Below are 21790 nucleotides of genomic sequence, written 5' to 3' on the forward strand. Positions count from 1 at the left end.
GCCACTGTGCCGGGCTTTTTTTTGCACAGGATATTGATGTAGCGCTTTTTTTAGCAGGTGATGATTTTGCCAACACTTGCCAGATAGCGATATACTTACCGCTCCTGTGGCAAACAGACGACATCACTATGAAATACGATACATCTGCACTCTGCGACATCTACCATGAAGAAGTGAACGTTGTTGAACCGCTTTTTTCGAACTTTGGTGGACGCACCTCATTCGGTGGCCAGATAACCACAGTGAAATGTTTTGAAGACAACGGCCTGTTGTATGACCTGTTGGAAGAGAATGGCCGGGGTCGAGTCCTGCTGGTCGATGGCGGCGGCTCGGTGCGTCGCGCGCTGGTTGATGCCGAGGTGGCACGCCTGGCAGTACAAAACGAGTGGGAAGGAATTGTGGTGTACGGCTCGGTGCGTCAGGTCGACGAGCTGGAAGAGCTGGAACTTGGTATTCAGGCGATTGCAGCCATCCCGGTGGGTGCCGCTGGTGAAGGTATCGGTGAGAGCGATGTGCGCGTCAACTTTGGTGGCGTGACTTTCTTCTCCGGCGATCATCTCTACGCCGACAATACCGGTATGATCCTGTCTGAAGACGCGCTCGATATCGAATAGCATCGGAAACGAAAACGGGTGCCATCAGCACCCGTTGTGATAAGCCGTTCAAAGTACGCTTAGACTTCTTCCATTTTTCCCAGCAGTGCGCGTAAACGCTCCTGCCACACATGCTGTTCTTCTTTCAGCTGCTGATTTTCACGCACCAGCGCATCCTGATTGCCTGAAGATTGCTGTACTTCATTCTTCAGGTGATTGTTCTGCTCTTTCAGCTCTTCGATTTCCATCTGCAACAGGGTGATGGTATCAATCGCCTGCTGTACTTTCGCTTCCAGTTTTTCGAACACTTCAAATGACATCTTTCTGACCTCTCCTAAATCTTGCAAGGCGTTGATGGTGCTGACCAGACGCAACGCGCGCCCGTCCATGACGTGGCCAGCAACGATGTCCCGATTGTATGTAGCGCGCCCCGGCAAGTCCAGCGGCGCAAGGCTTGCGAAGGAAGTCTGTAACACTTTTCAGTTAATGCCTAAAAAAAAGCGCCACAAGGAGCATATTTTCCATCTCGCCGAGAAATTCCTTATTGGTTGTAGGGGAAATAGTGCTTAAAAAACCGCAAAAAACGCGAAAACGCGCATTTTTATGACAGACCACACAGAATTCAATTTCGCTATTTCTCGTTTATGCTCGTTAACGATAAATTTACAGCAGCCCTACAAGAGAGCTGGGTGACTCAACGGATTGAGAACAACAACTGATAAAATTTAACCTCGCTTCAGGAATGCCATTATGAGTCAGACAACGAATACACTAACAGGTCAGTGCATCGCCGAATTTCTTGGTACCGGTTTGATTATCTTTTTCGGCGCGGGCTGTGTCGCTGCTCTGAAACTTGCCGGAGCCAGCTTCGGTCAATGGGAGATTTGTATTATCTGGGGTTTAGCTGTCTCCATGGCGGTTTATCTGAGTGCTGGGGTTTCAGGCGCTCATCTCAATCCAGCAGTGACCGTAGCGCTTTGCCTGTTCGCCAACTTTGAAGGCCGCAAAGTGCTGCCTTACATTGTGGCGCAGGTTGCCGGTGCGTTCTGTGCGGCGGCGCTGGTCTACGGTCTTTACTACAGTTTGTTTATCGATTTCGAGCAAAGCCATCAGATGGTGCGCGGCAGCGTAGACAGTCTGCAACTGGCCGGGATCTTCTCAACCTATCCCAACCCTCATATCAGTGTAGGTCAGGCATTCCTGGTTGAGATGGTTATTACCGCCGTGCTGATGGCGGTCATCATGGCGCTGACCGATGACGGTAACGGTGTGCCGCGTGGCCCCATGGCCCCGCTGCTGATTGGTCTGTTGGTTGCTGTGATTGGTGGTTCAATGGGTCCGCTCACTGGCTTCGCCCTTAACCCGGCGCGTGATTTCGGCCCGAAAGTTTTCGCATGGCTGGCAGGCTGGGGTAGCGTCGCCTTCACCGGTGGCAAAGATATTCCTTACTTCCTGGTTCCGATTTTTGGCCCGCTGGTCGGTGCCTGTCTCGGTGCCTTTGGTTACCGCGCTCTGATTGCACGACACCTGCCGAGCGTAGCAACCAGCAAGTCAGAAAGTCCGGTTGCGCATGCTGAGCAGCGTAAAGCCTAAGTTTCACATTTAGATCATCAGGAAAATCATATGACTACGACAGATAAAAAATACATCGTCGCGCTCGACCAGGGCACAACCAGTTCACGCGCCGTGATACTGGACCACGACGCGAACATCGTCGCCGTCTCTCAGCGCGAATTCACTCAGATCTACCCGAAAGCGGGTTGGGTTGAGCATGATCCGATGGATATTTGGGCATCACAAAGTTCAACCCTGGTTGAAGTGCTGGCTCACGCTAACATCCGTTCGGACGAAATCGCCGCCATTGGTATTACCAACCAACGTGAAACCGCCATCGTTTGGGACAAAGCCACCGGCAACCCGGTTTACAATGCCATCGTGTGGCAGGATCCGCGTACTGCGGATTACTGTAATAAATTGAAGAAAGAGGGTCTGGAAGAGTATATCCAGCACACCACCGGCCTGGTGATTAACCCCTACTTCTCCGGCACCAAAGTGAAGTGGATTCTCGATAACGTTGAAGGTGCGCGTGAGCGTGCAAAACGTGGCGAGTTGCTGTTCGGTACGGTGGATACCTGGCTGGTATGGAAAATGACCCAGGGCCGTGTGCATATCACCGACCACACCAACGCCTCTCGTACCATGATGTACAACATTCACAAGCTGGAGTGGGATGAGCGTATGCTCGAAATCCTCGACATTCCGCGTGAAATGTTGCCAGAAGTGAAAGGTTCATCTGAAATCTACGGCCAGACCAACATTGGTGGTAAAGGCGGTACGCGTATTCCAATCGCAGGTATTGCGGGTGACCAACAGGCAGCGTTGTACGGCCAACTGTGCGTTCAACCGGGTATGGCGAAAAACACCTACGGCACCGGTTGCTTTATGTTGATGAACACCGGCACTGAAGCGGTAACCTCGACCCACGGTTTGTTAACTACCATCGCCTGTGGCCCGCGTGGTGAAGTGAACTATGCGCTGGAAGGTGCGGTGTTTATCGGTGGTGCGGCGATTCAGTGGCTGCGTGACGAGATGAAGCTGTTCAGCGATGCCGCTGACTCCGAATATTTCGCGCAGAAAGTCAAAGACAGCAACGGCGTATATATGGTGCCCGCCTTTACCGGCCTCGGTGCTCCGTATTGGGACCCGTATGCTCGCGGTGCCATTTTCGGTCTGACCCGTGGTGTTAACGGTAACCACATTATTCGCGCTACCCTGGAGTCGATTGCCTTCCAGACGCGTGATGTGCTGGAAGCGATGCAGAACGACGCTAACACCCGCCTGCAATCTTTGCGCGTGGATGGTGGTGCCGTTGCCAACAACTTCCTGATGCAGTTCCAGGCCGATATCCTTGGCACCCGTGTGGAGCGTCCGGAAGTGCGTGAAGTCACCGCGTTGGGTGCAGCGTATCTGGCCGGTCTGGCGGTCGGTTTCTGGAATGACCTGGAAGAAGTGCGTTCCAAAGCCGTCATTGAACGTGAATTCCGTCCGAGCATTGAAACCACCGAGCGTAATTTCCGTTACGCTGGCTGGAAGAAAGCCGTGGCTCGCTCTCAGGCCTGGGAAGAACAGGACGAGTAATGCCCCTTCGACCCGCGGCTCCCTGCCGCGGGTTTTTCCCGCCGCTTTTCCCCGCTGTGCTACACTGCCCGCCTGTTTTTTGTCAGGTGCAGACCATGAAACGAGAACTCGCGATTGAATTTTCCCGCGTTACCGAAGCCGCCGCGCTGGCGGGCTATCACTGGTTAGGACGCGGCGACAAGAATGCTGCCGACGGCGCTGCTGTCAACGCCATGCGTATTATGCTGAACACCATCAATATCGACGGCCAGATTGTGATCGGTGAAGGCGAAATCGATGAAGCGCCTATGCTGTACATCGGCGAAAAAGTCGGAACCGGCCAGGGTGATGCCGTCGATATCGCCGTCGATCCGATTGAAGGCACGCGTATGACCGCACTGGGCCAGGCCAATGCGCTGGCAGTGCTGGCGGTGGGTGATAAAGGCAGCTTCCTGCATGCACCTGATATGTACATGGAAAAATTGATTGTCGGACCGGGCGCACAAGGCGCTATCGATCTCAATCTACCGCTGGAAACTAACCTGAAAAATATCGCCGCAGCGCTGGGCAAGGCGCTCAGTCAGCTAACGGTGTCGATTCTGGCGAAACCGCGCCACGATGCGGTGATTGCGCAGTTGCAGCAACTCGGTGTACGTGTGTTTACTTTCCCGGATGGCGATGTCGCAGCATCGATTCTGACCTGTATGCCCGACAGCGAAGTCGATGTCATGTATGGCATTGGCGGTGCGCCGGAAGGTGTGGTATCCGCCGCGGTGATCCGTGCACTGGATGGCGATATGCAGGCGCGTTTGCTGCCGCGCCATCAGGTCAAAGGTGACAGCGAGGAGAATCGCCGCCTTGGTGAGCAGGAATTGCAACGCTGTGCCGCGATGGGCATTGAAGCGGGTAAAGTGCTGACCCTGGAACAAATGGCGCGTAACGATAACGTGATTTTTGCCGCCACCGGCATCACTACCGGCGACTTACTTAAAGGCATTACCCGTAAAGGTAACATCGCCACCAGCGAAACCCTGCTGATTCGCGGTAAATCCCGTACCATTCGCCGCATCCAGTCGATCCATTATCTGGACCGTAAAGACGCGGCGCTGCATCCGTTTATCCTGTAACCGTCTGCTTGCCGCTCTCGGGATGGCGTGAGAGCGGCCACCAGCACAGTAACATCACCAGCGCCGTAACGAACATTAGCATGCCGAGGCTGAACTGATCGCGCTGCGGCATCAACGCTGACAGCCACGCCACCAGACCGGAACCGAGGTTCTGTAAACCGCCAATTAGCGCACCGGCGCTGCCAGCCAGCCAGGCATACGGCTCCATCGCGCCGGAAGTTGCCAGCGGAAACAGCATCCCTGCGCCGAAGAAAAACAGCGCCGCAGGCACCAGCAACGTCCAGATGTTCATCACGCCAAACCAGGACGGCACCCACATCATCAAGCCTGCCAGCAGGCAACTGTTTACGCCATACCACATCAGCGTGTGCCAGGATTTCTGCTCGCGCCCGGCAAACCAGGCACCGAAGAAAGCTGCCGGGATCGGCAGAATAAACAGGATACTGACCGTCAAACCATCCAGACCGAGCACCCCCCCCAGCAGCACGCCACAACTGGCTTCAAATACCGCGATACCCGCCAGCGCGCCAATCAGCAGCAGCAGATAACGGACGAAGTTACCATCGCTGAGCAGGGTGGCGTAGCGCCGCATAAAAGGTGTCACCGCCGTTTCGGTCGGTCGGGTTTCCGGTAACCAGCGCGCCATCGCCAGCGTCACGCCAACGCACAACAACAGCAGGAAAGCGAAACAGGCATGCCAGCCAAATAATTTGGTCAGCAGCGCCCCGATCACCGGGGCCAGCAACGGACTGACCAGAATTCCCATGTTCAGTAAGCTATTGGCCTGCCGTAACGCCACACCGGCATACAAATCGCGCGGCATGGTACGCGCCATCACACCGGCCACGCCGGTACCCAATCCCTGAATCGCGCTGCCCAGCACCAGGATATGCAGCGAGGGAGCGAACAATGCGATCAACGCACCCGCAGCAAAGATCGTCATCCCGGCAAGGATCACTGGACGCCGCCCGATGCTATCTGACAGCGGACCATAGATCAGTTGCGATCCACCATAGGTCATTAAGTAGCCCGCCATCACCTGCTGCATCGCGCCACTGTGCACGCTGAGCGCATCCGCCATGATTGCCATGGCGGGTACATAGATGGTTTGCGCCATCTGTCCGACAGCGACCAGCACAATCAGCATCAACAGCAGCAGGCGGTTTTCCGTTTTAGATATCAACATGGAACAAAATGTCTGCCTGATAAACAAAGTAAAGACAGCAGTAAAAAAGGCTGACTGCCATGAATGGCGGCAAAAATATCAGGATTCGATGACAAAGCGAGAGGTGAGTACAAAGCAGTTGCCCGATCATCGTCAAGCTAAGACACCAGCTTGTAAAGCGTCCGCTACAGTTGAAGCTGAGTGCGCTGCATTTGTCGCTGAGAGCCATTTACCCCTGTAGAGACTGGAAATCTTCCCGGCTGCTGACGAAGATAGTGACATGCCTGAAAAATCAACAATAAGGAGTGAGCATGGCAGAGTGGGTCAATGCTGAAGTACAAGAGGTGAAAAACTGGACCGATGCCCTGTTCAGCCTGCGCGTGCGGGCGCCGATCGATCCTTTTATTGCCGGGCAATTTGCCAAACTGGCGCTGGAAATCGACGGTGAACGCGTGCAGCGCGCCTATTCTTACGTCAATGCACCGCAGGACCCGCTGCTGGAGTTCTATCTGGTGACGGTACCAGAAGGCAAACTCAGCCCAAGACTCCAGGCACTGCGTCCCGGTGATCAGCTGATGGTGACCAAAGAAGCCTCCGGTTTTTTTGTGCTGGATGAGATCCCCGATTGTCAGACGCTGTGGATGCTGGCAACCGGCACCGCGATCGGTCCCTATCTGTCGATTCTGCAACAAGGGGACGGACTGGAACGTTTTGAGAATATCGTGCTGGTGCATGCGGCTCGCTTTGCCGCCGATCTCAGTTTTCTGCCCCTGATGCAGCAATTGCAGCAACGTTATCAGGGCAAATTACGCATTGAGACGGTGGTCAGCCGTGAACAGATTGCAGGTTCGCTGCACGGACGGGTCCCTCAGCTGATCGAAAGTGGGGAACTGGAGCGGTCGGTCGGGTTATCGATGGATGCCGAGAGCAGTCACATCATGTTGTGCGGCAATCCGCAAATGGTACGCGACACCCAACAATTGCTGAAAGACAGCCGCGATATGCGTAAACATTTCAAACGTAAACCCGGGCATATGAGCAGCGAACACTACTGGTAAGATTCGCCACGAATAATGACAGTTTTTTACCGGCGTGGGTTTTGACTTTCGCCGGTAAAAACCGTTCTAATCGTGGGCTACGTTATTGGGTTAGGACCGAAGCAATGAAGAATTTGCCAGGCGCGTTGCTGCTTAGCCTCGCACTGACATTTCCCGTCTGGGCAGAAGACGCACCACCACAGGATCGCAGCGATCATCTGCCTGCTGCCCCCTATTTGCTCCCTGGTGCGCCCACCTTTGATATGACCATTGCGCAGTTTCGTGAAAAGTACAATGCCGCCAATCCTGACTTGCAGTTGCTGGAGTATCGCGCTATCGACAGTCGCGATGACAAAAGCAATCTGACGCGTGCTGCCAGCAAAATCAACGAAACGCTGTACGCCTCCACAGCCCTGGAGCAAGGCACCGGAAAGATCAAAACCCTGCAAATTACCTGGCTCCCGCTACCCGGTCCCGACGAGAAGAATGCCCAGGAAAAGGCGATGGCCTACATGACCGCCCTGCTACGCTTTTTCTCTCCCGGCTTATCAGCGGAAGATGGACGCAAAAAACTCGATTCGCTGCTCAGCGCAGGTAAAGGTTCACGCTATTTTGCCCGTAATGAAGGTGCGTTGCGTTTTGTCGTTGCCGACAATGGCGACAAGGGTCTGACCTTCGCCGTCGAGCCGATAAAACTGGCACTCGCCACCCCCTGATCACCCCGGCAAAAATGACGAAAAGCAAAGCCAGCAGCATATTTGATCTCTATACTGTCTGGCAGACATCGCTGCCACTGAGCAGCGCTATTTCATGAATCGCGTTATGCGGAGGAAAGAATGCGACATCCACTGGTTATGGGTAACTGGAAACTGAACGGCAGCAAGCACATGACGGAAGAGCTGATTGCAGGTTTGCGTAAAGAGCTGTCAGGTGTCGAGGGTTGCGGCGTGGCAATTGCGCCACCGGCACTCTACCTTGGCCAGGCGAAACATGCCATTTCCGGTAGCCACATTGCGCTGGGTGCTCAGAACGTGGACGTCAACCTGTCTGGTGCTTTCACCGGCGAAACTTCAGCTGACATGCTGAAGGATATCGGTGCTAAATACATCATCATCGGCCACTCTGAGCGTCGTACTTATCACAAAGAAAGCGATGAATTTATCGCGAAGAAATTCGCTGTGCTGAAAGCCGCAGGTCTGGTACCGGTGCTGTGCATTGGTGAAACTGACGCCGAAAACGAAGCAGGCAAAACTGAAGAAGTCTGCGCACGCCAGATCGATGCAGTGCTGGAAACTCAGGGTGCGGAAGCCTTCCAGGGTGCCGTGATTGCCTACGAACCAGTATGGGCGATTGGTACCGGCAAGTCAGCCACTCCGGCACAGGCACAGGCGGTACACAAATTTATTCGTGACCATATTGCGAAGAAAGATGCCGCAGTTGCTGCTCAGGTTATCATTCAGTACGGCGGTTCTGTAAACGATAAAAATGCCGCAGAACTGTTTACTCAGCCGGACATCGATGGTGCGCTGGTTGGTGGTGCATCGCTGAAAGCTGACGCCTTTGCCGTGATCGTCAAAGCCGCAGCGGCAGCGAAAAACGCCTGAGTTTTCTGATACCTGACGAGGCGGCTGATGAGCCGCCTTTTTTATTGCAGAATCTGGCAGCGATGATCCTGCAATTCCTCTGCCGAGCCGCTATTTAATCGAGTCCAGTTACGTTCAATTGCCATCAACGCCAGACGACCATCCGGTAACGCAGCCAGCGCCATGCCGTATTTACCCATCTCCGAACGCGCATCAGGGATTTCCGTTGCCAGACGCATAAAAACACTCTGCTGTGCCAGTTGCGCAGCTGTCAGGGTACGGATCTGATAACGGTGGTTTTGCAACACCTCACTTTGCCATTGCTCGTTAAGCTGTGGAGCCAGCAAATCCAGCCGCTGACGCACATCTGGTCGCAAGCAAGAAATATGAATATGCAGCTGATTTTGCGTGCGGCCATATTGCGAATTAATCGCCAGCGATAGCGCGCTATCCTCAATAGGTTTACCACGGCGCTGTGCCAGCAATACCCGCTCACGCCAGGCATCCGCAAACAGATTTGGCGTGTTCGGGTTCAACAACAGTGGGCTTTCCATTCCGGTGATTTTTTCGATCGGCATCAGCAGATATTGCAAAGGGCCATTGAGATCTTTCAGGGTAACGTAACCTTTTGCCACATCCACCCGCTGACAGGGTGCGGGGTTGCCTTTTTGCGTCATGCCTGGCAAGCACTTCTCGCTGATGATTTGCCACAAGGCATTAGAATTTTTCTGGAAGTGTCCGGCGGCCAGCAATAAACCAGCAACCACAACGGCAAGCAGTAAGATAATCAGACTCAGGGCACGGCGGCTTCCCTGCATGGCTCGATCCTCTGTTCATCATCTGCCTGCATCCTCGCCTGTCGCGTGACGAATGTCACGGACTTTCACCACGCCAGAAAAGCAAAACGGCCAGCTTGCGCTGACCGTGATAAGACGATGGCAAAACGATTACGGTTTCATAATCTGATCGTAAGTACCGCCATCGGAGAAGTGGGTTTTCTGTGCTTTATCCCAGCCACCAAATTTGCTGTCGATAGTAAACAGTTTTACCGGCGCGAAGGTGCTGGCAAATTTCTTCGCCACCGCTTCATCGCGTGGACGGTAGAAGTTTTCCGCAGCGATGGTCTGTCCTTCCGGCGAGTAGAGATATTTCAGGTACTCTTCCGCGACTTTGCGTGTGCCCTGCTCGTCTACCACTTTATCCACCACCGAAACCGTGGGTTCTGCGAGGATCGATTCGCTCGGGGTGATGATTTCAAACTTATCTTTACCCAGCTTGTTAACCGCCAGATAAGCTTCGTTTTCCCAGGCGATCAGCACATCACCAATGCCACGTTCTACAAAGGTGTTGGTCGCGCCTCGCGCACCGGAATCCTGCACTTCAACGTTCTTGAACAGCGCTTTGACATACGCCTGAGCTTTAGCCTGATCGCCGTTGTTCTGATCTAATGCCCAGCCCCAGGCCGCGAGATAGTTCCAGCGCGCGCCGCCGGAGGTTTTCGGGTTTGGTGTAATCACCGAGACACCCGGTTTGATTAAATCGCCCCAGTCGTGGATCCCTTTCGGGTTCCCTTTGCGCACCAGGAAGACAATGGTAGAGGTGTAAGGTGCAGAGTTATCTGGCAGGCGTTTGATCCAGTTCTTATCAATACGGCCTCGCTCGGCAATGGCATCAACGTCGGACTGCAACGCCAGCGTCACCACGTCGGCACGGATTCCGTTAATGACCGAGGTGGCTTGTTTGCCAGACCCTCCGTGTGACTGGCGGATCACCACGTTGTCGCCGGTTTCCTGTTTGTAATGTGCGCTAAACGCTTTGTTGTACTGCTCATACAGTTCACGCGTCGGATCGTAAGACACGTTTAACAGCTGAATATCCTTTGCCAGAACACTGGTAGAAGCCAGTAACAGGGTGACACCAATACTCCACTTGTTCATTGCTTGCTCTCCGAAGTCGTTATAGAACAAGACTGACACAAACTAATCCACGGATTAAAGAATTAAAAATAAGCTGTTATAACCGAGGGGAATATAAGCGGGAATAAAAAAGGCGCGTTAAATAACGCGCCTGATTTTTATTGATTAGTAGAGTTTTTTCGCGGTATCCAGCCAGTCACGTTTGAACGGACGCTTCATGTTTTCAATCGCGTCAATGATGTCATGATGCACCATCTTCTCGTTCTGGATGCCGACACAGCGGCCACCGTAGCCCTGCAACAGCAGCTCGATAGAGTAAGCACCCATACGCGACGCCAGGATGCGGTCATAAGCACAAGGCGCGCCGCCACGCTGAATGTGGCCCAGTACGGTCGCACGCGTTTCGCGTTTGGTTTCCGCTTCAATGTAATGCGCCAAATCGTCGATATCACAGATATGTTCAGTGATCGCCACGATGGCGTGTTTTTTACCTTTGGCGATACCGGCTTTGATTTCGGCAACCAGTTCTTCACGGGTATACGGAATTTCTGGCAGCACGATGAACTCACAACCGCCAGCAATCGCCGCCGCCAGCGTCAGGTCACCACAGTAGCGGCCCATCACTTCAACGATCGAAATACGTTGATGTGAGGAAGAGGTGTCGCGCAGACGGTCAATCGCTTCAACGACGGTTTCCAGCGCGGTGAAATAACCGATGGTGTAGTCAGTACCGGCCACATCGTTATCAATGGTGCCCGGTAAGCCAATGCACGGGAAACCCATTTCTGTCAGGCGCTTAGCACCCATGTAAGAACCGTCACCGCCGATCACCACCAGCGCATCAATCCCGCGCTTTTTCATATTTTCGATGGCAACCTGACGGACTTCTTCGTTACGGAATTCCGGGAAGCGCGCAGAGCCGAGGAAGGTACCACCACGGTTGATCATGTCGGAGACGCTGTAGCGATCAAGGTTGATCATCCGGTCTTCATAGAGTCCCAGATAGCCGTCGTAGATACCAAAAACTTCAAGTCCTTCACTCAGCGCGGAACGTACGACTCCGCGAATGGCTGCGTTCATGCCTGGGGCGTCGCCGCCGCTGGTCAGTACTCCGATTTTTTTGATCATGACAACCTCTGGATTGTTCAAAGCTAGGGATTATTCTCGCCAGTGCCTCTGCGCTAACCAGCTCGCGATCGCACGGCCTTATAGTTGTGAGATAGTATATCAAAGGCTGAATGCTGAATTGATTCAGGTCAGACAAGTTTTCGCTATTTTTTTACAAAGTTGTTAGCGTTACGTCATTTTTATAACGTAACGGCATGATTGTTAAGTATTAAAACTGGAAAAAGCCTTGTTGATTTTCTGGCACTACCGAACAAGGGTCCTGATGGATAATCACATCTGAACCGGGAAACTTGTCGCGAATCGCCCGCTCAATCTGGTCGGCGACCTTATGTGCCTGAACCAGCGGCAGGTGATCATCCATTTCCAGATGCAGCTGGATAAAGCGCGTTGGACCGGACTGACGGGTGCGCAGATCATGTGCGCCACGTACGCCGGGCCAGTTGGCAATCACACCGATGATCGCCTGACGTTCTTCTTCCGGTAAAGCACGATCCAGTAACGACTGCACCGCCTCATAGCCCATGCGCAACGCGTTATAAAGGATATATACGCCAATCCCCAGCGCAAACAACGCATCAGCCCGCGCAAAACCATAGCTGGCTAACCCCAGAGCCATCAGAATCGCACCGTTCATAATCACATCAGACTGGTAGTGCAACATATCTGCGCGAATTGCCTGGCTACGGGTATGTCTTACCACCCAGCGCTGAAAAGTGACCAGCACCAACGTAGAACCGAGCGCAATTAACGTAACCACAATCCCCACCAACGGCGCATGCAGGGTTTCTGGTGAGGCCAGATGCTGGATACCGGTCAGAAACAGGAACAATGCCGAACCCGAAATAAACATGCTTTGCGCCAGCGCGGCCAGTGATTCGGCTTTACCGTGACCAAAAGTGTGGTCCTCATCAGCAGGTTGCAGTGAATAACGCACCACCAGCAAATTGGTGAGTGACGCGGCGATATCTACCAGTGAATCGACCAGGCCCGCCAGCACGCTGACCGAACCGGTGTACCACCAGGCAAAAATTTTCACCACGAGTAACGATATTGCCATCACCGTGGCAGCCAGTGCTGCACGCTTCACCAGTTTTGCGTAAGAGTTTTCCATACCAATGCCTCACGGACGCCCGCGTCATCTCTGAATGGCACAAGTTTATCATTTGCGGGTTAACGCTGCCTGAATTGGCCGTTTATTAGGGAGCTTCATCAGCAGATAAAAAAAACCCCGCCATCATGGCGGGGAAGACAGGGATGGTGTCTATGGCAAGGAAAACAGGGATACTATGTTACTGGTTACTGCTGGTACTACTCACTGCTTGCAGCGGTGATGATGGCTGCAATTCTGAGAGCCGGCGCATTTCATTAAGACGCCGCTCATAATTCTTCTGCACTGTCGCTTGCTGGGCAGGCGTTAGCAGGTGGTACATCTGGTTACGAACCCGAGCCATCACAATGTTTTGCTCTACCTGGGCTTGGGCAATTTTTTCTGCCTGCAAGCGGATGGCCGATTCGTTAAATTTGTCTGCAATGACAAGGTCATGCATGGTTTCTATATCCTGAAAGCTGACAGCGGGACGCTCCAGTCGCGCTTGTTGCATCAGGTCTCGCATTTGTTGCCGTTGCTGTTCAGTCAATTCAATGCCATCAAACATGTGGCTTTGCGGATTTTGCGTCATACTGCCTGTCGTCAATCCGCCATTTTGATGCATCTCGTCAATCGTCGTCTCCGCAGCTCCTGCGCTGACGTAACTGAGAACCATCGCTGAGGCAATGACGACGGCGGTTAAGTTGCGCATCGTTACCCCCAGTTCGTTCCGTTTTGCGATTCAACGAGGGCTAGTGTACGGCGATAGCTGCAAACATCCGTCAGGGGGTGTAAAACTACGTAAAGCGTTGGATTGGCGACATAGGAACACGGTATTTTGCCTGCGGAGGGCAATAAAAAATGAATAAGATCCTGTTGGTTGATGATGACCGCGAATTGACTTCGCTGCTTAAAGAACTGCTTGAGATGGAAGGTTTTGAGGTAATGGTTGCCAGCGATGGCGAGCAGGCACTCAACCTTCTTGATAACACCGTAGACCTGTTGCTGCTTGATGTCATGATGCCGAAAAAGAACGGCATCGATACGCTGAAAGAACTACGTCAGCAACACCAGACTCCGGTGATTATGTTGACCGCCCGCGGGAGTGAACTGGATCGCGTCCTTGGCCTTGAATTGGGCGCGGATGACTATCTGCCAAAACCTTTTAACGATCGTGAATTAGTCGCGCGTATCCGTGCCATTCTGCGTCGTTCCAACTGGAGTGAGCAGCAACAGCAGCATGACAACAGCTCGCCAACGCTGGAAGTGGATTGCTTGCGCCTGAATCCGGGTCGCCAGGAGGCCAGTTTCGATAATGAAACGCTGGATCTCACCGGTACTGAGTTCACCCTGCTTTATCTGCTGGCACAGCATCTTGGCCAGGTGGTTTCACGCGAACATCTCAGCCAGGAAGTGCTGGGTAAGCGCCTGACACCGTTTGATCGTGCCATCGATATGCATATTTCTAACCTACGTCGTAAATTACCGGAACGTCGTGATGGTCATCCGTGGTTTAAAACCCTGCGCGGACGTGGCTACCTGATGGTTTCGGCATCATGATTGGAAGTTTGACCACCCGCATCTTCGCCATCTTCTGGCTTACCCTGGCGCTGGTGTTGATGCTGGTATTAATGGTACCTAAACTCGACTCGCGTCAGATGACCTCGCTGCTGGAAAGTGAGCAGCGGCAAGGCATCATGATTGAACAGCATGTTGAAGCAGAACTGTCGCAGGACCCACCGAATGATTTGATGTGGTGGCGTCGGTTATTCCGCGCAATTGAGAAATGGGCACCGCCAGGCCAACGGCTGCTGCTGGTGACCAGTGAAGGGCGCGTAATTGGTGCCCAGCACAACGAAATGCAGGTTATCCGCAACTTTATTGGTCAGTCCGACAATGCAGATCATCCGCAGAAGAAAAAGTATGGACGGGTTGAGATGGTCGGTCCCTTTGCCGTGCGTGATGGCGAAGATAACTACCAGCTGTATCTCATCCGTCCCGCCACCAGTTCACAACTCGATTTCGTCAATCTGTTGTTTGATCGTCCGTTGCTGCTGCTCATCGTCACTATGCTGATCAGCTCCCCGCTACTGTTGTGGCTGGCATGGAGTCTGGCGCGCCCGGCGCGCAAGCTTAAGCATGCCGCGGATGAAGTGGCGAGCGGAAACTTGCGGCAACACCCGGAACTGGAATCGGGACCACAGGAGTTTCTTGCCGCAGGTTCAAGCTTCAACCAGATGGTGAGCGCACTTGAGCGCATGATGACGGCCCAACAACGCCTGCTGTCGGACATCAGCCATGAGTTACGTACGCCGCTCACGCGTTTGCAATTAGCCACCGCGCTTCTGCGCCGACGTCACGGAGAAGGCAAAGAACTGGAGCGTATTGAAACCGAAGCCCAGCGTCTGGATGGCATGATTAACGACCTGCTGGTGCTGTCGCGCACCCAGCATAAAAACGCGTTAGTCAGCGAAGCGATGAAAGCCAATCAGCTGTGGAATGATGTGCTGGAAGATGCCAAATTCGAAGCGGAGCAGATGGGTAAACGTATGGATGTGCCCTATCCGCCGGGACCCTGGCCTCTGTATGGCAACCCCCATGCGCTGGAAAGTGCGTTGGAAAACATTGTACGCAATGCGCTGCGTTATTCGCACACCCACATCAGCGTCAGTTTCTCGGTGGATATCGAGGGCATTACCGTCCATGTAGATGATGATGGCCCTGGCGTCAGCCCGGAAGATCGTGAGCAAATTTTCCGCCCGTTCTACCGCACTGATGAGGCACGCGATCGTGAATCTGGTGGCACCGGCCTCGGTCTGGCAATCGTCGAAACCGCGGTGCAACAACATCGTGGTTGGGTGAAAGCCGATGACAGCCCACTCGGTGGTCTGCGTCTGACGCTCTGGTTACCGTTGTACTCCGCCCGGCAATAATTTGTTATGCTTCGGCCCTCGTTCCCGGGGGCCTTATGCTAAACATCGTTTTATTTGAACCTGAAATCCCGCCTAACACCGGCAATATCATCCGTCTCTGCGCCAATACAGGCTTTCAGCTGCACCTGATTCACCCACTGGGTTTTGGCTGGGATGATAAGCGTCTGCGTCGTGCCGGGCTGGATTACCACGAATTCACCGCCATCAAACATCATACCGATTACGCAGCATTCGTTGCGGCTGAAGCCCCACAGCGGTTATTTGCGCTCACGACCAAAGGCACCCCGGCGCACAGCGCCGTACGCTATCAGGCGGGGGATTATCTGGTGTTTGGACCGGAAAGCCGTGGCTTACCCGCCGACATTCTTAACGCGCTGCCACCGGAGCAAAAGATTCGCATCCCGATGATGCCGGAAAGTCGCAGCATGAATCTGTCGAACGCGGTGTCAGTGGTGGTATACGAAGCGTGGCGCCAGCTGGATTATGCTGGCGCACTGATCAAGAGCTAGATGCCGTCGCCGTATTCAAAACCCGGCGAGCCATTGAAGTGTTGGTCCATATCCATCGAAGGTTTATCGCTGGCAGGCTTACCGACAATACGTGCCGGAACGCCTGCTGCGGTGGTATGCGGCGGCACCGACTGGAGCACCACAGAACCGGCACCAATTTTGGCCCCGCGTCCCACTTCAATATTGCCAAGAATTTTAGAACCCGCACCAATCATCACCCCTTCACGAATCTTCGGATGGCGATCGCCGCTGGTTTTGCCGGTACCACCCAGCGTGACGTTTTGCAGGATAGAGACATCGTTCTCCACCACTGCGGTTTCACCGATAACGATGCCAGTGGCGTGGTCGAGCATGATGCCATGACCAATGCGCGCTGCCGGGTGAATATCGACAGCAAAAGAAACCGAGATTTCATTTTGCAGATAGACGGCCAGCGCACGTCGACCTTCCTTCCACAACCAATGGCCAATGCGATAAGCCTGAAGGGCGTGGAAGCCTTTCAGGTACAGCAGCGGTGTGGAATATTTGTCGACCGCTGGGTCACGCTGGCGCACCGCCTGGATGTCGTATGCAGCCGACACGATCATCGACGGGTCTTCGCGATAGGCTTCCTCCACCACTTCGCGAATCGCGATAGCAGGCATAATCGGGTTAGCCAGTTTGTTCGCCAGCATGTAGCTGAGCGCGCTACCGAGGTTTTCGTGCTTGAGCAACGTCGCATGGAAAAAACTGGCCAGCATGGGTTCACAATCAGCCAGCGCTCTGGCTTCCGCTTTGATGTTGTTCCAGACCAGTTCTAACTCTTCAGACGACATTGCTGTGTACTCCCGATAAAAAAAGCGCCTGATGGGCGCTCCAGGTGATGAGGCTGGGCATCCTGCTTCAGCTTTGGCTGTTTTCGTCCTTCCGTGCACGGCCAAGTAAACTCAATGCTGCCTCTCGCGCTGATTTTTCGCAATATAATACCTGATAAATCTGCTCGGTTATTGGCATCTCCACACCAACGCGTGCAGCTAATGCTCTGACTTCTTTGGTATTTCTGTAACCTTCTACAACTTGTCCGATAATGCGTTGCGCCTCATCCACGTTCTCGCCCTGTCCCAGCATCATGCCGAAACGACGGTTGCGTGACTGATTATCGGTACAGGTCAATACCAGGTCGCCAAGCCCCGCCATTCCCATAAATGTGGTCGGATCGGCCCCGAGAGCAGCGCCAAGTCGGCTCATTTCCGCCAGGCCACGGGTAATCAACGCCGTGCGGGCATTCGCACCAAAGCCGATACCATCAGAGATGCCTGCGCCGATAGCAATGACGTTTTTGACCGCACCGCCCAGTTGCACCCCGATAAAATCGGGGTTGTTGTACACCCGGAAGCTTTTCCCGCAGTGCAACTTTTTCTGCAAATCGTCAGCAAACTGCGCATCCGTCGCCGCCAGTGCAATGGCTGTGGGTAAACCTGCCGCCAGTTCTTTGGCAAAGGTCGGTCCAGAGATCACCGCCAACGGGATATCATCCCCCAGGATTTCACGCGCCACATCTTGCAACAGACGCCCGGTTTCTTTCTCCAGCCCCTTCGTCGCCCAGACAATACGTGAGTCTGCGTGTAAATGTGGCTTGAGTTGCATCAGCACGTCACCGAAGACATGGCTCGGCACTACCACCAGCAGATCGCGGCTGGCGTTAACCACCTGGGCTAAGTCCGCTTCAGGAACGAGATTGTCGGGGAAAGGTACATCGGGCAGAAAAGCGGCGTTGCAACGGTCGGACTGAAGTTGCGCGACACTTGAAGGGTTATGACCCCAGAGCAAAACCGGGTGGCCATTGCGCGCCAGCGTGATGGCGAGTGCGGTGCCGTACGAGCCGGCACCGAGGACGCTAATTGAAGCGTTGCGTGTAGTCATCAGGCATCCTGATGTGGTGCGTCGCCTTCACTCTGCTGCTGTTGCAGATAATTCATGAACAGCGCATCAAAGTTGACTGGCGCCAGGTTGAGTTGCGGGAAAGTACCGCGAGAAACCAGGCTGGTGATGCATTCACGCGCATACGGGAACAGAATGTTCGGGCAGTATGCACCAAGGCAATGCGCCATCTGAGTGCCCTCGATACCGCTGATGGTGAAGATACCCGCCTGCTGAACTTCGCACAGGAATGCAGTTTCTTCGCCGACGCTGGCGGTCACGGTCACACGCAGCACCACTTCATAGACTTCATCAGCCAGCTGAGAGGACGCGGTGTCCAGATCCAGCTTCACTTCCGGTTCCCACTCTTTCTGGAACACCTGAGGCGCGTTTGGCGCTTCGAAAGAGACGTCTTTAGTGTAAACACGTTGAATCTGGAACTGCATTTCGTTGGTGCTATGTTCTGACATGTTACAAAATCCTGTGAGTTAGAATTGTGTGGCCGTAAGTTATGCCTGTAATAAGGGATCAAGTCCCTGGCGCCCATCCAGCGCAAAGAGATCATCGCAGCCACCAATGTGCTGCGCATCAATAAAGATCTGTGGCACCGTCGTTCTGCCGCTGCGTTGAATCATCTCTTCACGTTTCACCGCATCCCCATCGATAGGAAGCTCCTGAAACGTCACACCTTTCTGATTCAGCAACGCCTTTGCCCGGTGGCAATAGGGGCAGGTCGCTTTGGTGTAAATCTCAACATTAGCCATGCAGTTACCTCTGCGAATTATTTACCGCGTACCAGCGGCAGGTTTTCACCGCTCCAGCCGCTCACGCCGTCTTTAAGGACAGATACCTGCGTGAAGCCAGCTGCGCTCAGCTGTGCTGCCGGTTCGCCAGCGCTCTGGCCCGTGGCACATACCACAATTATGGGCTGAGACTTATGCTTTTCCAGCTCGCCAAAGCTGCCTTTTTTGATGTCTGCCGCCGCTACATTCAGCGCCCCAGAAATGTGTCCTTTGCGGTAGTCGTCGCGCGAACGAACATCTACCACCACCGCGTCCTCTTTGTTAATCAGACGCGTCGCTTCGCCACGGCTGATAGTTTTTACTTTAGAGAACATACCTTTAACGGTGGTTACAATCACCAGAACGAGTAACACAACCCATGCCAGACTGAGGATGGGGTGATTGCTTGCAAACTGCATAATTTCTTGCATGAGGGGTAACGACTCCAGACCGGGCTAATAAGCTAAAACAAGGGTTCTGAGTATACCTGCGCCACCTCGCATGTACAGTCGCTAAGGGGTCAGAGTTACGATTTGTGCGTCATTTTCCAAAAAAAGTGTTCTAATCGCAAAATTGAGACAAAGTTTATGCTTGTAAGCTGATGGCCGACATGTTTGGAAAAGCAAAACCCGGCCCGGTAAACTGGTAAGCGGCTGTTCATCGTGGAATAATTAGCGACTATGAAGGGAAAAGCGATTGTTTTACCAACAAGGACCTGTCACAACGGCCCAGCGCATCCGTTGTCATCACGCTGGTCCGCACTCTCCCTCAGCCTGCTCTGTGCGGGCGCTCTGTTATTGCCGTCCCTTGCGCACAGTGACGATGACAGCAAATCTCAGTTGAAATCCATTCAGCAGAATATCGCCGAAAAAGAGAAAAGTGTTCAGGCACAAAAACAGCAGCGCAGCAAACTGCTGAATCAGCTGGAAAGCCAGGAAAAAGTGATTGCGCAGGCCAGTCGCCAGTTACGCGAAACCCGCAACAGCCTGAGCGCGCTCGACAACGACATAACCCAACTCAACACCTCCATCGCCCGGCTGGAAAAACAGCAAGCGCAGCAGGAAAAATTGCTGGCACAACAACTTGATGCCGCCTTCCGCCAGGGACAACACAACGGCCTACAGTTATTGCTGGGCGGTGAAGAAGCACAACGCAGTGAACGTATCCTCGCGTATTTCGGCTACCTCAATGCGGCACGCCAAAAGAATATTGATGACCTGAAGCAGACGCAGCAACAGTTGGCGGAACAGCGTCAGGCATTGCAGGACAAACAGCAGCAGCAAAAAAATCTCCTCGCACAGCAGCAGACGCAGCAGGGCAAACTGGAATCCGCCAGTGCGGCACGTAAAAAAACCCTGACGGCCCTGGAAAGTTCGCTGCAAAAAGACCAGGCTGACCTGGTGCAAATGCGCCAGAACGAAAGTCGTCTGCAAGACAAAATTGCCAAAGCGGAACGTGAAGCACGCGAACGCGCCGAGCGTGAGGCTCGCGAGGCGGAGAAAGTCCGTCAGCGTCAGGCACAGGCGAAAGCCAAAGGTTCCAGCTACCAACCTACGCAGAGCGAGCGTGAGCTGATGGCGCGTACCGGTGGGCTTGGCCGTCCCGGCGGCCAGGCTGTCTGGCCGGTGCGTGGACGTGTGGAGCACCGTTTCGGTGAAACCATGCAGGGTGAATTACGCTGGAAAGGTCTGGTGATTGATGCGCCAGAAGGAACCGAAGTGAAAGCCATCGCCGATGGGCGCGTATTAATGGCCGACTGGCTGCAAGGCTACGGTCTGGTTGTGGTGTTGGAACACGGTAAAGGCGATATGAGCCTTTACGGCTACAATCAAAGTGCGCTGGTGAGTGTCGGTGCCCAGGTGAAGGCAGGACAGCCTATTGCCCTGGTAGGTACCAGTGGCGGCCGCGGTACGCCCTCACTCTATTTTGAAATCCGGCGTCAGGGACAGGCCGTAAACCCACTGCCGTGGTTAGGAAGATAAGCTTTGTTTCAACCTCATAAACTCTCTGCCGCCTTGTGCGGCCTGTTTTTGTCACTTTCCGCCCATGCAGGCAAACTCTCCATCGTCATTGACGACTTTGGCTATCGACCAGTCGAAGAGAACAAAGTGTTGCAGATGCCTGCCGCAGTTTCTGTTGCCGTACTACCCAATGCAACCTATGCCCGCGAGATGGCGACAAAAGCTCATCAAAGCGGGCATGAAGTTCTTATCCATCTGCCAATGGCCCCTCTCAGCAAGCAGCCATTGGAGAAGGATACGCTCACCCCGGAGATGTCCAGTGCGGAAATTGAACGCATTATTCGTGATGCCGTTGGTAAAGTGCCCTACGCGGTAGGCCTGAACAACCATATGGGCAGCAAGATGACCTCAAGTCTGCCGGGAATGCAGAAAGTGATGCAGGTACTGAATCACTATAACTTTTACTTTCTGGATAGCATGACCATCGGCAATAGCCAGTCGATTCCCGCAGCGCAGGGTACCCATGTGAAGGTGCTGAAACGTCGGGTATTTCTTGATGACAGCCAGAATGATGCCGCTATTCGCCAGCAATTCACCCGCGCAGTAAAACTGGCGCAGCGTGATGGCTATGCCATTGCGATCGGGCACCCTCATCCCAACACGGTGCGGGTCCTGCAACAAATGCTGCCAACCTTACCTGCCGATATCACCCTGGTAAGACCCAGCCAGTTGTTGAATGAGCCACTGCATCCGGGCACCACAATGCCATCGACCAAACCACAATCTGAGCCACAGCCGCACTTCCGGGCGCCAGGCATCTGTAAGGTCAGCAAACCATTGGCTCCGGTGCCGCAGAGTCGGGCTGTTGATATATTGGAAGAAAGTATTGTTGAAAGCCCACTTATCGATTCGCTTAAGCAGCTTTTTTAATAAAACCCGGCCTGAACGCCGGG

Annotated in this window: 24 protein-coding genes; 12 read left to right on the top strand and 12 right to left on the bottom strand. The window is 53.7% G+C overall.

Translation table 11 applies throughout. The features are described 5' to 3' along the window. Window positions 1-128 precede the first annotated feature (128 nt). Window positions 129-614, top strand: a complete 486-nt coding sequence (rraA, locus tag AC6I8R_RS19965) for a ribonuclease E activity regulator RraA (RefSeq protein ID WP_013510991.1) — start codon at window positions 129-131, stop codon at window positions 612-614. Window positions 615-673: 59 nt separating this feature from the next. Here the strand turns inward: rraA and zapB are convergent, their stop codons facing one another. Next, a complete protein-coding gene (zapB, locus tag AC6I8R_RS19970) occupies window positions 674-913 on the bottom strand; it encodes a cell division protein ZapB (RefSeq protein WP_208725598.1) in 240 nt (79 codons plus the stop codon). Between the two features lie 430 nt (window positions 914-1343). Here zapB and AC6I8R_RS19975 point away from each other — a divergent pair, with 430 nt between their 5' ends. The 3 genes from AC6I8R_RS19975 (at window position 1344) to glpX (ending at window position 4837) form a co-directional block, all read left to right on the top strand. Next, window positions 1344-2186, top strand: coding sequence for an MIP/aquaporin family protein (locus AC6I8R_RS19975; RefSeq protein ID WP_208724402.1), 843 nt, complete (start codon window positions 1344-1346; stop codon window positions 2184-2186). Window positions 2187-2216: 30 nt separating this feature from the next. Then, the gene (glpK, locus tag AC6I8R_RS19980; protein ID WP_208724403.1) at window positions 2217-3731 is read left to right on the top strand and encodes a glycerol kinase GlpK; all 1515 of its coding nucleotides are present in this window, start codon (window positions 2217-2219) and stop codon (window positions 3729-3731) included. 95 nt (window positions 3732-3826) lie between these two features. After that, window positions 3827-4837 (top strand): class II fructose-bisphosphatase, encoded by a 1011-nt coding sequence (gene glpX / locus AC6I8R_RS19985; protein ID WP_208724404.1) that lies wholly within the window; start codon window positions 3827-3829, stop codon window positions 4835-4837. Here glpX and emrD read toward each other — a convergent pair. Beyond that, window positions 4827-6023, bottom strand: coding sequence for a multidrug efflux MFS transporter EmrD (gene emrD / locus AC6I8R_RS19990; protein WP_415174991.1), 1197 nt, complete (start codon window positions 6021-6023; stop codon window positions 4827-4829). The two genes, glpX and emrD, sit on opposite strands and share 11 nt — an antisense overlap. 290 nt (window positions 6024-6313) lie before the next feature. Between emrD and fpr the strand changes: the two genes are divergently transcribed. The 3 genes from fpr to tpiA all read left to right on the top strand — a co-directional run bounded on the left by fpr (window position 6314) and on the right by tpiA (window position 8643). After that, window positions 6314-7060, top strand: a complete 747-nt coding sequence (gene fpr, locus AC6I8R_RS19995) for a ferredoxin--NADP(+) reductase (RefSeq protein WP_208724406.1) — start codon at window positions 6314-6316, stop codon at window positions 7058-7060. A 104-nt stretch (window positions 7061-7164) separates the two neighbouring features. Further along, complete coding sequence (locus AC6I8R_RS20000) at window positions 7165-7755, top strand: YiiQ family protein (RefSeq protein WP_208724407.1); 591 nt, start codon at window positions 7165-7167, stop codon at window positions 7753-7755. A 120-nt stretch (window positions 7756-7875) separates the two neighbouring features. Next, on the top strand, window positions 7876-8643 hold the full coding sequence (gene tpiA / locus AC6I8R_RS20005) for a triose-phosphate isomerase (RefSeq protein ID WP_013510999.1): 768 nt from the start codon (window positions 7876-7878) through the stop codon (window positions 8641-8643). 41 nt (window positions 8644-8684) lie between these two features. On the opposite strand, the gene AC6I8R_RS20010 is transcribed toward tpiA, so the two are convergent. The 5 genes from AC6I8R_RS20010 to cpxP form a co-directional block, all read right to left on the bottom strand. Further along, entirely contained in the window at window positions 8685-9440 is a 756-nt protein-coding gene (locus tag AC6I8R_RS20010) for a CDP-diacylglycerol diphosphatase (protein ID WP_415174992.1), read from the bottom strand. A 129-nt stretch (window positions 9441-9569) separates the two neighbouring features. Further along, window positions 9570-10559, bottom strand: a complete 990-nt coding sequence (locus tag AC6I8R_RS20015; RefSeq protein ID WP_208724409.1) for a sulfate ABC transporter substrate-binding protein — start codon at window positions 10557-10559, stop codon at window positions 9570-9572. 144 nt (window positions 10560-10703) lie between these two features. Beyond that, window positions 10704-11666, bottom strand: a complete 963-nt coding sequence (gene pfkA / locus AC6I8R_RS20020) for a 6-phosphofructokinase (protein ID WP_084877898.1) — start codon at window positions 11664-11666, stop codon at window positions 10704-10706. A gap of 208 nt (window positions 11667-11874) precedes the next feature. Continuing rightward, the gene (fieF, locus tag AC6I8R_RS20025) at window positions 11875-12777 is read right to left on the bottom strand and encodes a CDF family cation-efflux transporter FieF (protein ID WP_415174993.1); all 903 of its coding nucleotides are present in this window, start codon (window positions 12775-12777) and stop codon (window positions 11875-11877) included. 178 nt (window positions 12778-12955) lie between these two features. Then, window positions 12956-13465 (bottom strand): cell-envelope stress modulator CpxP, encoded by a 510-nt coding sequence (cpxP, locus tag AC6I8R_RS20030; protein ID WP_497829740.1) that lies wholly within the window; start codon window positions 13463-13465, stop codon window positions 12956-12958. Between the two features lie 149 nt (window positions 13466-13614). Between cpxP and cpxR the strand changes: the two genes are divergently transcribed. From cpxR to trmL, 3 genes are read left to right on the top strand one after another with little or no spacing between them, the layout of a single operon-like run. Beyond that, the gene (gene cpxR / locus AC6I8R_RS20035; RefSeq protein ID WP_013511005.1) at window positions 13615-14313 is read left to right on the top strand and encodes an envelope stress response regulator transcription factor CpxR; all 699 of its coding nucleotides are present in this window, start codon (window positions 13615-13617) and stop codon (window positions 14311-14313) included. Next, window positions 14310-15686 carry an envelope stress sensor histidine kinase CpxA gene (cpxA, locus tag AC6I8R_RS20040; protein WP_021186123.1) on the top strand — a complete coding sequence of 459 codons (1377 nt, stop codon included), beginning with the start codon at window positions 14310-14312 and terminating at the stop codon, window positions 15684-15686. The genes cpxR and cpxA overlap by 4 nt, the downstream gene beginning before the upstream one ends. A gap of 35 nt (window positions 15687-15721) precedes the next feature. After that, a complete protein-coding gene (trmL, locus tag AC6I8R_RS20045; RefSeq protein WP_021186122.1) occupies window positions 15722-16195 on the top strand; it encodes a tRNA (uridine(34)/cytosine(34)/5-carboxymethylaminomethyluridine(34)-2'-O)-methyltransferase TrmL in 474 nt (157 codons plus the stop codon). Here the strand turns inward: trmL and cysE are convergent. The 5 genes from cysE to AC6I8R_RS20070 form a co-directional block, all read right to left on the bottom strand. Next, window positions 16192-17010 (bottom strand): serine O-acetyltransferase, encoded by an 819-nt coding sequence (gene cysE / locus AC6I8R_RS20050; RefSeq protein ID WP_013511008.1) that lies wholly within the window; start codon window positions 17008-17010, stop codon window positions 16192-16194. The two genes, trmL and cysE, sit on opposite strands and share 4 nt — an antisense overlap. A gap of 67 nt (window positions 17011-17077) precedes the next feature. Further along, window positions 17078-18097, bottom strand: a complete 1020-nt coding sequence (gene gpsA / locus AC6I8R_RS20055; RefSeq protein WP_415174994.1) for an NAD(P)H-dependent glycerol-3-phosphate dehydrogenase — start codon at window positions 18095-18097, stop codon at window positions 17078-17080. Then, window positions 18097-18564: a protein-export chaperone SecB gene (gene secB / locus AC6I8R_RS20060; RefSeq protein ID WP_021186120.1), complete on the bottom strand. Its 468-nt coding sequence runs from the start codon at window positions 18562-18564 to the stop codon at window positions 18097-18099. Before secB ends, gpsA begins: the two co-directional genes overlap by 1 nt. Before the next feature lie 39 nt (window positions 18565-18603). After that, window positions 18604-18858 (bottom strand): glutaredoxin 3, encoded by a 255-nt coding sequence (grxC, locus tag AC6I8R_RS20065; protein ID WP_013511011.1) that lies wholly within the window; start codon window positions 18856-18858, stop codon window positions 18604-18606. A 17-nt stretch (window positions 18859-18875) separates the two neighbouring features. After that, complete coding sequence (locus AC6I8R_RS20070) at window positions 18876-19307, bottom strand: rhodanese-like domain-containing protein (RefSeq protein WP_013511012.1); 432 nt, start codon at window positions 19305-19307, stop codon at window positions 18876-18878. 249 nt (window positions 19308-19556) lie between these two features. Here AC6I8R_RS20070 and envC point away from each other — a divergent pair, with 249 nt between their 5' ends. Together envC and AC6I8R_RS20080 are read left to right on the top strand one after the other, a co-directional pair. Then, window positions 19557-20858, top strand: a complete 1302-nt coding sequence (gene envC / locus AC6I8R_RS20075; RefSeq protein ID WP_036627770.1) for a murein hydrolase activator EnvC — start codon at window positions 19557-19559, stop codon at window positions 20856-20858. Between the two features lie 3 nt (window positions 20859-20861). Then, window positions 20862-21767, top strand: coding sequence for a divergent polysaccharide deacetylase family protein (locus AC6I8R_RS20080; protein WP_415174995.1), 906 nt, complete (start codon window positions 20862-20864; stop codon window positions 21765-21767). Window positions 21768-21790 lie beyond the last annotated feature (23 nt).

The sequence above is a fragment of the Pantoea sp. X-Soil-OKNW-713 genome, assembly GCF_059730685.1.

Bases quoted from the DNA above. Each gene is read 5' to 3' on its own strand.
- rraA (WP_013510991.1), top strand. From the start codon at position 129: ATGAAATACGATACATCTGCACTCTGCGACATCTACCATGAAGAAGTG.
- zapB (WP_208725598.1), bottom strand. From the start codon at position 913: ATGTCATTTGAAGTGTTCGAAAAACTGGAAGCGAAAGTACAGCAGGCG.
- AC6I8R_RS19975 (WP_208724402.1), top strand. From the start codon at position 1,344: ATGAGTCAGACAACGAATACACTAACAGGTCAGTGCATCGCCGAATTT.
- glpK (WP_208724403.1), top strand. From the start codon at position 2,217: ATGACTACGACAGATAAAAAATACATCGTCGCGCTCGACCAGGGCACA.
- glpX (WP_208724404.1), top strand. From the start codon at position 3,827: ATGAAACGAGAACTCGCGATTGAATTTTCCCGCGTTACCGAAGCCGCC.
- emrD (WP_415174991.1), bottom strand. From the start codon at position 6,023: ATGTTGATATCTAAAACGGAAAACCGCCTGCTGCTGTTGATGCTGATT.
- fpr (WP_208724406.1), top strand. From the start codon at position 6,314: ATGGCAGAGTGGGTCAATGCTGAAGTACAAGAGGTGAAAAACTGGACC.
- AC6I8R_RS20000 (WP_208724407.1), top strand. From the start codon at position 7,165: ATGAAGAATTTGCCAGGCGCGTTGCTGCTTAGCCTCGCACTGACATTT.
- tpiA (WP_013510999.1), top strand. From the start codon at position 7,876: ATGCGACATCCACTGGTTATGGGTAACTGGAAACTGAACGGCAGCAAG.
- AC6I8R_RS20010 (WP_415174992.1), bottom strand. From the start codon at position 9,440: ATGCAGGGAAGCCGCCGTGCCCTGAGTCTGATTATCTTACTGCTTGCC.
- AC6I8R_RS20015 (WP_208724409.1), bottom strand. From the start codon at position 10,559: ATGAACAAGTGGAGTATTGGTGTCACCCTGTTACTGGCTTCTACCAGT.
- pfkA (WP_084877898.1), bottom strand. From the start codon at position 11,666: ATGATCAAAAAAATCGGAGTACTGACCAGCGGCGGCGACGCCCCAGGC.
- fieF (WP_415174993.1), bottom strand. From the start codon at position 12,777: ATGGAAAACTCTTACGCAAAACTGGTGAAGCGTGCAGCACTGGCTGCC.
- cpxP (WP_497829740.1), bottom strand. From the start codon at position 13,465: ATGCGCAACTTAACCGCCGTCGTCATTGCCTCAGCGATGGTTCTCAGT.
- cpxR (WP_013511005.1), top strand. From the start codon at position 13,615: ATGAATAAGATCCTGTTGGTTGATGATGACCGCGAATTGACTTCGCTG.
- cpxA (WP_021186123.1), top strand. From the start codon at position 14,310: ATGATTGGAAGTTTGACCACCCGCATCTTCGCCATCTTCTGGCTTACC.
- trmL (WP_021186122.1), top strand. From the start codon at position 15,722: ATGCTAAACATCGTTTTATTTGAACCTGAAATCCCGCCTAACACCGGC.
- cysE (WP_013511008.1), bottom strand. From the start codon at position 17,010: ATGTCGTCTGAAGAGTTAGAACTGGTCTGGAACAACATCAAAGCGGAA.
- gpsA (WP_415174994.1), bottom strand. From the start codon at position 18,097: ATGACTACACGCAACGCTTCAATTAGCGTCCTCGGTGCCGGCTCGTAC.
- secB (WP_021186120.1), bottom strand. From the start codon at position 18,564: ATGTCAGAACATAGCACCAACGAAATGCAGTTCCAGATTCAACGTGTT.
- grxC (WP_013511011.1), bottom strand. From the start codon at position 18,858: ATGGCTAATGTTGAGATTTACACCAAAGCGACCTGCCCCTATTGCCAC.
- AC6I8R_RS20070 (WP_013511012.1), bottom strand. From the start codon at position 19,307: ATGCAAGAAATTATGCAGTTTGCAAGCAATCACCCCATCCTCAGTCTG.
- envC (WP_036627770.1), top strand. From the start codon at position 19,557: ATGAAGGGAAAAGCGATTGTTTTACCAACAAGGACCTGTCACAACGGC.